A 14634-nucleotide genomic window follows, 5' to 3' on the forward strand; every position below is an offset into this window, starting at 1 on the left:
TCTCATTCACCCCGTTTTCGGAAGCTTCCTTGATAATTCGCAGCTTCTCTTCCTTGGTAAAACTTCGTTTTTTCATCATCATAAAAGTACAGATTTTAATCTATATCCTCGTCCGATGATTTAAGGGGCTAATACAATAGTTACTAGAAATAAATCCGACTTTTTGAATTCAGGTTTAGAAATTCTGACCCCCAAAGAATTAATTGATAATCAGAATTAAAAACGTGCTACACCCACAGCCGGTAAAAGCACTAACTAAACGACATTGAATTATAAATGCTTACATATTTTTCTTAATCAGCTTGTCCCGATTTATCGGGAGGGGTAAACCCAGATAAGCCATTAGCTTGCAGAACTCTAAAGTTTAATCTGGGTTAAATATGATTTTGAAAAACCACCAGCGGACCAGGCTCAAACTCCAACTCAAAGTATTCGCCCAAGCTCTCGTTCAGCGTCCCCATCCAGGGTTCGGGTAATGGACTATCGGCTATAGGATACTTTAGGTTGTGGGTTGTAATTCTAGTTGCATTGTTGAACGAAAAGATGGAGACCTGTTGCCCCTCATAGCTCTCGAGCCGTGCGCTGGTGAGCAGTGGTATAAACGTACCAAAATCCGTTACCATTTTCACATAGAGGCCCATTCTGCGGTAGCGGGTTAGCAGCCCTATGTTGCCAATGGTGTGGTCGTCGCGCTTGCCCGTGCCGGCCAGTATGGTAATGTTTTTAAAGTCTCTCTCGTTGCACCAATAAATGGCTTTGGTGAGGTCGTTAGTGTTCTGATCGGGGTTGAAAAAAATTCTATCGGCATACTTCTGCTTAAGATTTTCGGGAACTGAATCTAAGTCGCCAACAATAGCTGTGGGCTTTAACCCGAAGTTTTCTAGCTGCTCCACCGAGCCGTCGCAGCAAATAATGCGCAAGGCGTCCCTAAGCACCCCAAGCGGAATGGGGTGGGAGGGAAATCGACCGTTGGCGAGTATTACCGTTGACATTTTAAGTTAGTTCAGTTGTGTTTTGTTGCTGGTAGTGTAACTCCTCATAGTTCTTTTCCATTGTACATATCCAACAATACTCATAGCAAAGTTGAATATAAACAGCACCGATGTTGGATATAGCCCCTTGTATATGTATAGTCCAAAGGCTACACCATTTGCCAAAATCCAAAGCCACCACATTTCCAGTATTTTGCGGGCAAGCATCCAGGTTGCTACAATGCTAAGTGCTGTGGTAAACGAGTCGCCAATGGGAACGGGCGAGTCGGTGAAGTTCTTCAGCACGTAAATCAACCCCACAAATATAGCAATTGTTGCCAACGATAAATTTAATACTTGCGCTGAGGTGATGTGGGTAACCGGTAGCGAGTTCGTTTCCTCCTTTTTGCCACCGTAAAGCCAGTGCCACCATCCGTAAAGGCTGATGCCTAGGTAGTAGAATTGAAGTCCCATATCGGCATAAAACTTTGAGGTGTAAAAGATGTAGATATAAAATGCCGATGTGATGAACCCCACAGGCCACAGCCAAATCTTTTGCTTAATCTCGAGGTAAAGGTAGATTATACCCGTAACTGCGCCAATAACCTCGATGTAATTTTTTAGTAACCAGTCAATCATTGTTTGTTGATTTGTTAGAAGACAGAAGACAGAAGACGCCTGCCTCGTAAACCGACTCTTTTTGGAGGTTGACGAGGGAAGACCGAAGTTGGACTTTTCTTTTCTTCCCGCTTCGGTCTTCAAACTTCAGACTTCAACCTAAAACTCCAGCGCTATGCGCCCCATAAAGTTTATGCCCGCTTGTGGAAAGAATCCATCCTCGCGGTACTCGGGGCTGCCATCGTTAAACTCGGCTCGCCAAACCCAACCATTGGCAATATAATCGTTATTGAATATATTGTTGACAAAGAGCTGTAGGTTGATGGCCTTAAAACCTTTAGGTTTAAATGTGTAATCAACCTTAAGGTTGTTTACTAGATATGCATCTAGCATACGCTCCTTGCTGCTGGTGTTATCGATATACTGCGCCCCAACATACTTGGTGATAAAGGTAACGCCAAGCCCTGTCAGTGGCTCAACCCTAATTTGGCTTGAGGCCACCACGGGTGGGGAGAACGATATGTCGGTTGTGCCCAGCTCGTACTTGTTTTGCCCAACGTAGTCCCAGTTGGCATCGTACAGATCAACGTATGATACAAAGTTCTCAATTTTGTTCTGGCTAAGGGTTAGGTTGGCATCCCACCTAAGCCACTGGGTTGGCATTAGCCCCGTGGCTAGCTCAATACCCCTGCGGTAGCTTTTGTCCACGTTGGCCATAAGTGGATATCCAACCTCGCTAAGCTTACCCGTAAGTACCAGCTGATCCTCAAAATCCATATAGAAAAGATTTATACCCAAGGCAAAACTTTGCGACTTGAAATTGTAGCCCAGCTCGTAATCAATAAGTTTTTCTTCGCGTGGCGTATTGTTGGTGCCATACTTCATGGCATCCTTTATATCGGCACGGCTAGGCTCGCGATGCGCCACGGCAACCGAGAAAAACGCCTCCTGATTGGCCGATAGTTGATAGAAAACACCTCCCTTGGGGTTAAAGAATTTCCAATCATGCTTCTGTTTTAGGCTTTGTAAGTCATCGTCGTATCCATCCAGCTCATAGTCAATTTCTCTATACTGTAAGTCGCCAAATAGCGAGAGGTTGTCAATTACCTCGTATGTGGCTTTTAAAAAGATATTGTAATCGGTTTTAAGCCCACTATTTCTGTACCACTCGTAATTTCTGGGGATACCGATATTGGTTTTGGTCCAAAGCACATTGCCAAAGTGGTGGTTGTCGTACTGGTTCCAACCTCCACCCAGTATGGCGTTTAGGTTGTTCTCTGTGTACGATAGCGAGTAGGTAAAACCATATAAATCGTTATCGAGCCACTTTTGGCGTACCATATCCACCCGCGAGACGGTCTCCTCGCCAATAACAAATGGGGTTAGGCCATAGTCGGTTAGCTTCCTATTGCGCTTGTACTGCTCGTAAAACCCTTCGCCCGCAATCCAGTAACCAGCAAGGTTTAGCGATAGTTTTTTACTTAGCTCATGGCTAAAAATAAGATGGTAGTGTGTTTGCGTGTAGTTGTCGGACTCGTTAGGGTAGAATAGTTCCACGCCATCGCCATCAGTTCCCATATATCCAGCGGGGTTATACCGTCGGTTTTGGTCGAGCATATAGCTTGGGGTGCCTTCCCAGGTGATTCCGGTATGCTGTTCACCGTGGATAAGGTTAAACCTTAGTAGGCTACGCTCGCTATGCCAAGCCCCCGTGATAAATAGCGATTCATGGTCGGACCAACCCCGCTCAATGTAACCATCCGATTTAACCCGCGAGTATCGTGTTTCGAAGCTAAACATATCGTTTACTAGCCCCGTACCTGCTTTAATAGAGGTACGTAGCGTATTGAACGAGCCAGCCATGGCCTCGGCCTGAGCAAAGGGTTCGGGCGTGAGGGTGCTGGTTTGGAAATTTACGGTTGCACCAAATGCACCAGCCCCGTGGGTCGATGTGCCAACGCCCCGTTGAACCTGAATATTCTCCACGGAGTTGGCAAAGTCGGGCATATTTACCCAGTATACACCCTGCGATTCGGGGTCGTTTAGCGGTATACCGTTTACGGTAACGTTAATGCGGGTCATATCGGTTCCGCGGATGCGGAATGTTGTGTTGCCCACCCCTGTTCCTCCTTCGGAAACAGCCACAACCGATGGCACCATCTCCAGAAGGTAGGGGATATCAAACCCCGATTTTTGCCTCTCCAGCTCCTCAGCATTGATATTGGTTTGGGCTATGGGCATTCTGCTGCTAGCGCGGGTTGCGCTTACAATTACAGCTTCGCTCATAATGCTTTCGGGTACAAGGGAGAACTCAACAGTGATATCAGCATCAACGTAAATTTCCTTTACGGCTTTTCCGTACCCCATGAATGAGGCGAAAATTTGGTAGTTTCCACTCCTGCGGAGGGTTAGGCTAAACCTACCATCGGCAGTAGACGATGTCCCCAGCATTGAGTTTTCGATGGCAACAACGGCTCCGGCAAGGGGGTTTCCCTGCTCATCGATTACACGCCCAGTTACCTTAAAAATCCCCTCGCCTTCGGTTGGCATTCCGTTGGTAATCCATCCAATCGGCAGTAAAAAAAGTAACAATACAATTTTTTTCATCTCAAAAAGATCCTTTTAATGGTTAATGAATATCCTGCTCAAACACCATGTGATAGGGAAAGGGTGTGCACCGTCCGCTTACCATCATACACAAGGCATTCAGCAACCAGAAAAAGGGGTTTAATACGTGTAGGTTGAATTAAGAAGACTCTTTTTCCCTTCGCCGGTACTACCCAGATCAGGTTCCAAGGGTGTGATCTCAGCCCGTTGTATTAAGGCACCCCTAAAAGTTTACGCTGCAAAGATAGGGTTAATAGTTCTGATTTTGCAAATCAAAAGGGATAATTCGGAACGTAGGGCTGGGTGTTATGGGGCATTAAACCTTGGTAAAACGCATATCTATAACTTGTTGTGCTCAAGTTTTGGGAAGTTGTATTTTACAAAGAAGATGTAGCTTGTGCCTGCCAGTACAATGAAAATAAGTCCGGCAATTATAATTGCTCCACCAAGGCTAAATGCATCGGTATACCAGCCGTAGAAAGGCCCCCACAGGGCAAATATAATGCGGATTACAAAGTTACGTACCGACAGGATTGTTGCTCTGATATCGGAAGTGGTGATGCGGTTTATGTAGTCTTTTAGAACGGGAGTGGCAATCCCTCTAGCTAGGTAAAAGATAAGCAAGAATAATAGCCCCCAGTAGCTTTCTAGTATAGCTGCTCCCATAAAACCTAATGCCAGCGATATGGTAATTACAACAACTGTGGTTCTGGCGCCAAAGAGTCGTTCGAATTTGTATGCAAAAAGTGCCGATATACCCACCGATAGGTTTAGTAGAGTCCAAAGCACCCCAAACATTGTAACGGGTAGTTCTGCCCTTATAAACCATGGTTGAACAAACCAGGCCATGGTAAGGGTAGAGGCACCTACTATTGATGAGTAGAGGATATTTGAACGTAACTTTTTATTCTCGATAAGCGCATACTTTACAACCCCCACAATTTTGCCAAAGGTCATCTTTACCATTTCCCCATATACCTTGGGCTCGTATAGGGTTAATGAGGCAGGCACAGCCATAAAGGCTATGACCGTTTGAAAGTAGTAGGGGTAGCGAAGGCTAATGGCTGCTAGCAATCCGCCGGCAACGCCAGCCAGGGCCTCGGCAAAGTTTCCTGCAGATATCATGCGCCCCTCATGCTTCATGTAGTCCTTTTCGCGCTTGCTTTGCAGAAGGGTATCGTAAAGCAGGGCCGAGTCGGCACCCGAAATAAGGCTTTGACCAAAACCCAACACCACCTCGGCAACTAAAAATCCCCAGAAACCAAATGAGAAGGAGTACACTAGGTAGCCCAGGAAACCTAAAACACTACCAATAATAAGCGTGTTTTTACGTCCCAGGGCATCGGCAAAGTATCCCGATGGTATTTCGAGCACCACAATGGAGATGGAGTAGATGGCCTGCAGGATAAATACCTCCTTCATCCCCAGTCCATTCTCCTGATAAAAAAGGACAACAATGGGCATGATTAGCATGAACCATTTGGCTGCTTTAATGATGTATAGCCTTATGATATTGTGAAGTGGATTTTCTGCCATGGCGGCGCAAAGATAAGGTTTTAGATGTTTTTCGAATTGTAAAACAGGTGAATTTAGAGTTCAATTTAAAAAAAACAACCCGTTCTGCAAAAACCAGAACGGGCTGAATATTTAGGCTAAGGTGCTAATTAAGAAACACCTTGGAGCGGATTGCTATCTACTGTTTAACCATTTTCTTTACCTCTACAACGCCACGGTCGTTTTTAAAGGTTACAAGATATACACCGCTTGTTAGCTTATCTGTAGCAATGGTTTCAGTGTTCAATCCGTTTAGTTGAATTTCCATTACCTTTTGCCCAATCAAGTTGTTAATGACAATGTATTTAACAGCTGAAGCATTTTCGATAGTAATGCTAGTTGTGAATGGGTTGGGGTAGGCTTTTACGGTTGAAAGTGGTTCTGTTTCAATACCTGTTGTATTGATTGCAACATCTATAGCAACATCTTGGCCAGCTACGGTAAAGTCGTCGGCATACTTTTCGTATCCATCCTTAGCTACAGTGAACGAGTAGTTTCCATTTATCAATTCAATGGTAGCAGTACCCGAAGCATCGGTGGTTAAGTTGTGCGTTTCGTTAATTACAATCTCTGCACCTTCAACAGGCTCTTCGCTTTGGCTGGTTACAGCGAAACTTACGGTGTAAGTTGTTAGAACCATAGTGACATTTTCGGTAACATTGGCATTACCAACCGTTACTGATCCGGTAGCATTGTTGTAACCAGCAGCTGTTACGGTGTAGGCCATTGCTGCCTCTGGAAGCACATCTACAAAGATGGCGATACCGGTTGCATCAGTAGTTTGAGTCCCGTAGCCTGTAAGGGCTACTTCAGCTCCGCTGATTGGGTCGGTTCCATCGGTAACGGTGAAGGTCACATTGTAGGTGGTCAGCACCATGGTAACACCTTCGGCCACATCTGCATCAACCACGGTAACGGTTCCGCTTGCATCATCGTAATCAGCTGCGGTAACGGTGTAGGCCATTGCTGCCTCTGGAAGCACATCTGCAAAGATGGCGATACCGGTTGCGTCAGTGGTTTGAGTCCCGTAACCCGTGAGGGCTACTTCAGCTCCGCTGATTGGGTCGGTACCATCGGTAACATTAAAGGTAACTGCATAAGTCTCAAGCGATATACCCGAAACCGCCACCAACTTGGTAGTTGCGCCAGTGCTTAAATGCTCAATATCAGCAACGTATGTATCAAGGGCACTAGGCGTAAACTTCACAAATACTGTTGAGGTTGGTACAATACCATCCGCTGGAGTATAAGACAAGGTATTTCCAAAATCACCACCTGAGGTGTTGGAGATAACAAATCCATCAGGAGCAGTAACGATAAGATCTTCCGCTAAACCACTGGCAGAGATGTTGTAAGTTTGCTCTGCCGACTGGTAGTTCACAAACACATCGTCAAAGGTTAATGTTTGAACAGATGTGTAAATATTCGGAGAAACAATTCCATTCCCTGTAACGGCTACATCCTTCTGTGCAGCACCAGCACTTACGTGGCTAACTAGTTCACTATAGGCTTTTCGAGCCGTTGGTGCAAAACGAACATAAATGATTCTCTCCGTTACAACACCACCAACCTGAACTAAAGACATTGAATTAACAAAGTCTCCGCCACTATTCACTGAGATCTGGAACCCGTAGGGTACCGAAATTGCTATATCTTCAGTTAAATTAGCACCCGAAACGGTGAACTGCTGAACTGCTGAAACCTCTCCAAGGTAAACATCACCAAAATTAAGTGGGTTAGCAATTACTTGAACAATTGGAGTACCAGCAGATAAAGCCTCACCAACCAGAGCAACCGTTTGCTCCGCATCGTTACTTGTAATTGTTAGCGTTCCTGTATGCTCACCTTCAGTAACTGGTGAATATGTTACAGTTACAACCTCCGTATTTCCAGGAGTCACTGTGAAAACGGTGCCGCTGATGGTAAATATTGCATTATCACTCTCAATATTAGTAACCTCAAGATCAGCACACCCATTGTTTGATATCTCGATATCGATCTGGTAGCTATCACCATCATTTACCTGTCCAAAGTCCAAAGCTATTGGAGACACAACAATCGCTGGAGTTCCTTCAACTGTAAGTGAAACCGGAATGGAAACTGATGGGTTAGCGGGATCGTTAGACCCAATCACAATGTTTGAAGAGTATACACCTGTAATTAGACCAGCAGCATCAATTAGTAACTCTATTTCAATTGAACCGCTTGCATTTACTGTTCCAACATAACTTGACATGGTTAACCAAGTGGGGATGCCAGCAACTGGATCAACTTCCCAGTTAAGATCGCTTACCCCAATATTCGAGATTGTTAACGTTTCAGCAATTTGCTCATCGCAATTAACAGCTGTAAGGGTAAAGCTGGCAGGAACTGCTGAAATTTCTGGAGCACCTATTCCTGATCCAGTAAGCGTTATCACCTGCTCAACGTCATCATTAACAATTGTAAGTGTTCCGTTGTAAGTAAGCACATCGACTGGAGTAAAGGTTACCTCAACTTCAACTGTCTCATCGGGTAGTATAGTAAATACCGTGTTATTAACCGTAAACTCAGCAGCCGAGCTAACAATATCGGTAATGTTAAGCTCTTTGCAACCCGTATTAGTTATTACCAGTGTTTTTGTAGAGGGTTGATCTTTAATTACCTCACCAAAATCGAATGCCTCATCAGACATAAGTATCTCGGGTTTGCCAACAACAGTAACGGAAACAGGAATTTCGATTATTGGATTGGCTGGGTCGTTAGATTTCAAGAAGTAACTATTTAAATCAGTACCATCGCCGTAGTCTTTTGAGTTAAAAGTAAAGGATACTTCTTGAGAACCACTTGCCGCTATTGTTCCACTTATAGAACTGGAATAGATTGGATAAATATTTGAAATCTTAATGGCCAAGTTGTTTTCCAAATAGTCCTGATAGGAGGCAATTTGCAGCCCCTCAGTACCATCACTGTTTTCAATTCCAACGGTTGACTCATTTAAAGTTCCATTTAAATTTTGATAGTAAAAATATATTTCACCATTAGCATACAAATGAATTTGGAAATCGTATGTGCCAGAACCATTTCGATTCGGCCAATCAGAATACTGAACTATAAAGCGAGCTTTGGGTGAGTCGTAATAGTAATAGTTTGTTCCGTCTCCATCTCCTTCTAAATCATCCCACAAAGGAGCAATATAGTCATTAGGAATATTGGTATTTGGAATATCCTCGTTTGAATATTCAGTACCATCTCCACCAAATGTCACATAACCATTTGTTGAAACTAGCATAGAGTTCTTATCCTGCCCATAGAAATTAAAAGTGAAAGGCAGATCAACCACAACAAAGTTATCATCACCCTGCAGATTGGTAAAAGTCCCTATTTCAGAAATATCAAACCATTCAAAAACAGGACCATCTGGCTGTTTGCTATCCTTCCAGTAATAGTCTTGGAAAGCCACCAACTCCCAGTTTAGGTCTCCAGTACCACTATTAATTATACTCATAGATTGCACTTGAATATCATCACATCCTTCGAGTGTAACAGCAAGAGAAACAGGATCAACTTCTGCTTTAGGAGAAGGTAATCCCACCCCAATAACCTCGATTAATTCTTCAGAATCATCGTTCACAATTGTCAAGGTGCCATTATAGCTGATGTTTGATAGTGGAGAAAATGTAACCTCAACATCTCTTGACTCGTCAGGTAGTAGGGAGAAGTTAGTGATATCCACTGTAAATTCAGGAAGTGTGCTTGTAATATCAGTTACATTTAGCGTTTCACATCCATCGTTGGTGATTGTAAATTTCTCAACACTCTGATCGTTGGCCAGCACATCACCAAAATTAATGCTGGTGGGCGAAACGGTAATGTCGGGTAATCCGTTTACCGTAAGAGTGTACGATACTGCAATGGACGGGTTGGCTGGATCGTTGGAGTTTACGTACAATGTGTAATTGTAATCACCCGAGTTTAGCCCCGTGGCATCAACCTCAATATTCTCAATTACACTTCCACTAGGGGCAACTGTTCCTGAGTGAAGAGTAACTAATTCGCCACCTTGGTTTTGAACAATTTCGTAGTTCAGATTGGCTAATCCAGTAGTGTTGGAGATTGTTAATGGATAAGTCTGAGCCTCGTCACAAATATCTGAAGTTACTGCAAACGAGTTTTCTGATAAAGTTATAGCTGGTGCCTCGGCTACTCCTTCGCCCGAGAGGGTTACAACCTTCTCCTCATCGTTATTGGTTATTGTTAGGGTTCCCTCGTAAACCAGTTCATCTGCAGGAGTAAAAGTTACCACAATTTCAATAGATTCATTGGGTTCGAGGGTAAATGGTAATACAGCATCCGTTGTAAATTCAGCTAATAAACTTGTAATTGCTGTAACCTCAAGGGTTTCGCATCCAATATTTCTAATAGCAAGGGTTTTGTAATGTTCATCTCCTGTCACAACATTCAAGAAATCAATGCTTGCTTTGGATAGTTCAATTGTTGGGGTTTTTATAACTGTAAATGAGATAGGTACTTCTACTATAGGATTGACAGGATCGTTAGACTTTAGGTAGTAACTACTTAGATCTGTACCAGCTATTTCGTTTTTGGAATCAAAAGTTAAAGTTACTTCTTGAGAACCACCCGCTGCAATTGAACCACTACTTGGATTGGAATCGAATGGATAAAGATTTGAAATCTTAATGGCCAAGTTGTTTTCCAAATAGTCCTGATTATAAGCAATCTTTAGACCCTCAGTACCATCAGCATTCTCTATTCCAATTGTTGAACCATTTAGAGTTCCATTTAAATTTTGGTAGTAAAAATAGATCTCTCCATTGGCATATAAATGAATTTGAAAATCGTACGTACCTGAACCATTAAGATTAGGCCAATCAGAATACTGAACTATAAAGCGAGCATTGGGTGTGTCGTGATAGTAATAGTTTTTACCAACTCCAACCCCTTCTAAATCATCCCACAAAGGGGCAATATAGTCATTAGGAATATTGGTATTTGGAATATCCTCGTTTGAATATTCAGTACCATCTCCACCAAATGTCACATAACCATTTGTTGAGACTAGCATAGAGTTCTTATCCTGCCCATAGAAATTAAAAGTGAAAGGCAGTTCAACCGCAACAGAGTTATCATCACCCTGCAGATAGGTAAAAGTCCCTATTTCAGAAATATCAAACCAGCTGAAAACAGGACCATCTGGCTGTTTGCTATCCTTCCAGTAATAGTCTTGGAAAGTTATCAACTCCCAGTTTAGGTCTCCTTTACCACTATTACTTATTGTTAATGTTTCGCTTTGTATCACATCACAACCTGTTATAGTAACATCAAAAAATGTAGGATCAATAGAAACTTCAGGCGCAGCAATTCCATTTCCCGAAAGGGCTATTGTAATCACATTCTCATCGGCATCATCGGAGTTTATTGTAAGCGTACCGGTGTATTCCTTAACTTCGGTAGGATTAAAGCTAACTATTACCTTTTGGGCAGAGCTTGGTTCAATTATGAAAGAAGATAGATTTGCTTCAAAAGCAGCCTCATCCGAAACAATGCTTGCGATATTTAGCACATCGGTACCTGTGTTCTCAATGTTAAGTTCGTAGGTTGAGTTGCCATTAACAAATACATCGCCAAAATTGATAGCGGTTTCCGCAATGTTAATTTCGGGCTCGCCAACAACCGTTAGCAAAACAGGTATTGATGCTATAGGGGCCTCCGGATCGTTTGTGTAGAACTGTATCTGTGAGTGGTGTTCGCCAGCAACTAAATTGCTGGCATCAAAGGTAACATTCACCACCTGGCTGGCACCAGAGGCAATTGAGCCCAACTGTACCGAGGTAGTAATCCACGGTGCTTGCGCAAGGGTGTAATCCAAGCTAAATCCGCCACCATTACCACCCTGGGTCCAGGAACTGAAAACAATATCAAAATAGATGTCAGTATCAATAATATGCATTGACAAATCTTTTCCAACTTGCGCTGGGGGATTATTGTTAATTGCTTCGACCCAAACCTGATAATCACCCATCGAAATTTCATGGGATAGTCCATAAGACCATAGTGTCCCTATAGGCGAAGCGTAGTTATAGCCAGTTTCCTGAGCAATGTTAAACAATCCCTGGCTATTCTTTCTAGTGATCGACACCTCGTTGGTAAGCCAAAGCTGATTTTCTTCCAACTCCCAATCGGCATGGTTTGCTTTGGTGAACGATTTGGCCGACCTCTCCCATGCTAGAACTCCACCACCAATGTTTGATATTGTAAATGTTTTATTTACAACACTTCCCGCCTCAACCTCTTCGATGAAAGTTGCTGGGTTAACCCAAACCTTTGCATCTTGCGATATTTTAATATCATCAATTTGAATAATTGTTGTAGCCGACGGATCGCCACCAGTGTATTTGAATGCAATACATACATTTAATCCGGCATAGCTTTCGAGGTTTACCCCCGATGCTTGCCAGTTGCCAAACGAGGTACCATCGTCGGTGGGCTTGCTAAATGATAGTTCAGCCCAAGTGGCTGCGCTAACATCGTCCGAAAAATTGGACGATATCCAAAGGCTCAGCGCATCGGCATTGGTAAAACCCGATTTGCTCCGGAAGTTAAGCACATAACCCGGGGTTATGTAAACCGAAGGAGTAACAAGCCAGGCTATATTACTGGTTTCGCCTGAGCCAGATGCAGATATCTGCATATAGGTGTTGTCGTCAGTATCAGAGTATTTACCCTGAAAGACAACCGTCCCTTCTTCGGCAAAATTGGTCCAACCAATTTTACTAAAGTTCTCGTTAGTTAACGCCGAACTAAAATCCTCATAGAGAATTTGTCCGAACGAAAAGCTAACCCAAAGAAGCGATACAATAAGTAACGAGTACTTTTTCATCATAGATTTTGATTTTAAGTTAAAATGTAAGGTTGAGTGTAGCTGGGGATAAATTGTTTTCCCACTTAAAAAAATGTAACATGGCTGATAAATAAATGGTTGTGTTGTGAAAAGTTACTTTTTTGAGGTATTTGAACCTATACATAAAGTTATAGTTTTTTTATATTCGAGTTGTAGGTTAATGGAAATTTGTCGTACTTTTTTACAAATAAGCTAAAAAACTAGGCGATGAATTTATTATCATTCACATAATAACTTTATGATGCTAACAATGGAGTGTGTTTGGTAAGCCCATTATTACTTGTGAAAGTTCTTTTTTTGGATATGGTAATTGAAGTAATTCTGAGTTTAATTAATCGATGTCAGTAACTGTTTAAGAACATAAAAAAAGCCCTACTCTTTACGAATAGGGCTTTTTGGTTTGTTTAGGTTATCACTACATTGGGATGTAAAGCGGTCCGTCGGGGCCAAGAGGTATACCTAGTAGCATCCATAGAACTAGCAGAAGTATCCAACCTATAGTAAGCATTACCGTGTAGGGGAGCATGGTGGAAATAATGGTTCCTATGCCATACTTCTCGTCGTATTTCTGTGCAAAGGTTACAATCAGTGCAAAGTAGCTCATCATGGGGGTGATAAGGTTGGTAACCGAGTCGCCAATACGGAATGCGGCCTGTGTTAAGCCAGGGTGGTAGGGCGGATCAATAAGCATAAGCATGGGGATGAAAACTGGCGCCATGATGGCCCACTTGGCCGAGGCACTACCCATAAACATATTGATAAATGCCGAGAGTAGCACAAAGGCAACAATTAGCGTTACTCCGGTAAGCCCAATGCTTTGTAGCGTGGTTGCACCCTTAATGGCGAATATAATCCCCAGGTTGCTGTAGTTGAAGAAGTATACAAACTGCGCTGCAAAAAATACCAGCACTATGTAGCTACCCATTCCGCTCATCGACTGGCCAAGGTATTTGGCAACCTCCTTATCGTTCTTAATGGTGCCAACAATAATACCGTATACCAAGCCTGGGATAAAGAACATCAGCAGGATGGCGATGATAATTCCATTGAAAAAAGGTGAGTGAAGAACCGAACCAGTGTCTGGATCTCTGAAAATTCCATTCTCGGGAATCACGGTGTAAGCCAGCAAACCCAAGGTGATTAGTAGAGCAATACCCGCCCAACGTAATCCTTTTTTCTCCTTTGGCGTTAGCTGCACAATGGGCAGTTTCTCGGCTGTTCCTTCGTATTTACCTAAGCGAGGCTCTACAATTTTCTCGGTTACCCATGTACCTACTATGATTACCAAGAAACTTGAGATGAACATGAAGTAGTAGTTAACCGCAGGGTTAACCGTCATGTCGGGCATAATCATTTGTGCTGCCGACTCCGAAATACCTGCAAGAATTGGGTCGATGGAGCCAACAAAGAAGTTGGAGCCAAATCCACCGCTTACTCCGCAGAATGCTGCTGCCAGACCTGCCATAGGGTGTCTGCCCAAGGCATGAAAGATCATAGCACCCAGAGGAATAAGAATAACATAACCCGCTTCTGAAGCTAGGTGCGAAAGGATACCGGCCAGTACAATAGCTCCTGTAACCAGCTTGGGGGGAGCGCTTAGTACAAGTGATCTGATTAGCGTGGTGAAGAGTCCCGACCCTTCGGCCACACCAATACCAATCATTACAACCAGCACGTAGCCCAAGGGTGGGAAGCGCAGGAAGTTGTTAATTAGATTGGTGTACATCCAGCGAATTCCATCGCCGCTAAGCAGGTTTTTTGCCTCAATAAGGCTACCATCCACCGGATGGGTTGCCTGTGCTCCTAGGGTATGGCCAAGCCATGATAGGAGTGCAACAATAACTGCAAGCAAAAAGAATAGCGTTGCTGGGTGCGGTAGCTTGTTGCCGATAATTTCAACATAGTCGAGCGAGCGAACAAACGCTTTTGATGACCACTCGCGAATCTTGCCAAATATCCTTTTCATTGTGTGTAAGGTTGTTT

Annotated in this window: 6 protein-coding genes and 1 riboswitch; all 6 genes read right to left on the reverse strand. The window is 43.3% G+C overall.

Going from position 1 to position 14634, the window contains the following annotated elements; translation table 11 throughout:
- Window positions 1-374: 374 nt before the first annotated feature.
- On the reverse strand, window positions 375-992 hold the full coding sequence (locus G8O23_RS07875) for a thiamine diphosphokinase (protein ID WP_166363516.1): 618 nt from the start codon (window positions 990-992) through the stop codon (window positions 375-377).
- A gap of 6 nt (window positions 993-998) precedes the next feature.
- A complete protein-coding gene (gene pnuC / locus G8O23_RS07880) occupies window positions 999-1610 on the reverse strand; it encodes a nicotinamide riboside transporter PnuC (RefSeq protein WP_166363518.1) in 612 nt (203 codons plus the stop codon).
- A 138-nt stretch (window positions 1611-1748) separates the two neighbouring features.
- Window positions 1749-4196: a TonB-dependent receptor gene (locus tag G8O23_RS07885; protein ID WP_166363520.1), complete on the reverse strand. Its 2448-nt coding sequence runs from the start codon at window positions 4194-4196 to the stop codon at window positions 1749-1751.
- 138 nt (window positions 4197-4334) lie between these two features.
- A riboswitch (TPP riboswitch) is annotated at window positions 4335-4431 on the reverse strand.
- Between the two features lie 104 nt (window positions 4432-4535).
- The gene (locus G8O23_RS07890) at window positions 4536-5732 is read right to left on the reverse strand and encodes an MFS transporter (RefSeq protein ID WP_166363522.1); all 1197 of its coding nucleotides are present in this window, start codon (window positions 5730-5732) and stop codon (window positions 4536-4538) included.
- A 157-nt stretch (window positions 5733-5889) separates the two neighbouring features.
- Window positions 5890-12633, reverse strand: coding sequence for a choice-of-anchor D domain-containing protein (locus G8O23_RS07895; protein WP_166363524.1), 6744 nt, complete (start codon window positions 12631-12633; stop codon window positions 5890-5892).
- A gap of 433 nt (window positions 12634-13066) precedes the next feature.
- Window positions 13067-14617 (reverse strand): AbgT family transporter, encoded by a 1551-nt coding sequence (locus G8O23_RS07900; RefSeq protein ID WP_166363526.1) that lies wholly within the window; start codon window positions 14615-14617, stop codon window positions 13067-13069.
- Window positions 14618-14634: the final 17 nt, after the last annotated feature.

Source organism: Perlabentimonas gracilis (assembly GCF_011174675.1).
Classification (GTDB): domain Bacteria; phylum Bacteroidota; class Bacteroidia; order Bacteroidales; family Tenuifilaceae; genus Perlabentimonas; species Perlabentimonas gracilis.

Excerpts from the sequence above, each read along its gene's own strand:
- G8O23_RS07875 (WP_166363516.1), bottom strand. The coding sequence starts at position 992 with ATGTCAACGGTAATACTCGCCAACGGTCGATTTCCCTCCCACCCCATT.
- G8O23_RS07885 (WP_166363520.1), bottom strand. The coding sequence starts at position 4,196 with ATGAAAAAAATTGTATTGTTACTTTTTTTACTGCCGATTGGATGGATT.
- G8O23_RS07890 (WP_166363522.1), bottom strand. The coding sequence starts at position 5,732 with ATGGCAGAAAATCCACTTCACAATATCATAAGGCTATACATCATTAAA.
- G8O23_RS07895 (WP_166363524.1), bottom strand. The coding sequence starts at position 12,633 with ATGATGAAAAAGTACTCGTTACTTATTGTATCGCTTCTTTGGGTTAGC.
- pnuC (WP_166363518.1), bottom strand. The coding sequence starts at position 1,610 with ATGATTGACTGGTTACTAAAAAATTACATCGAGGTTATTGGCGCAGTT.
- G8O23_RS07900 (WP_166363526.1), bottom strand. The coding sequence starts at position 14,617 with ATGAAAAGGATATTTGGCAAGATTCGCGAGTGGTCATCAAAAGCGTTT.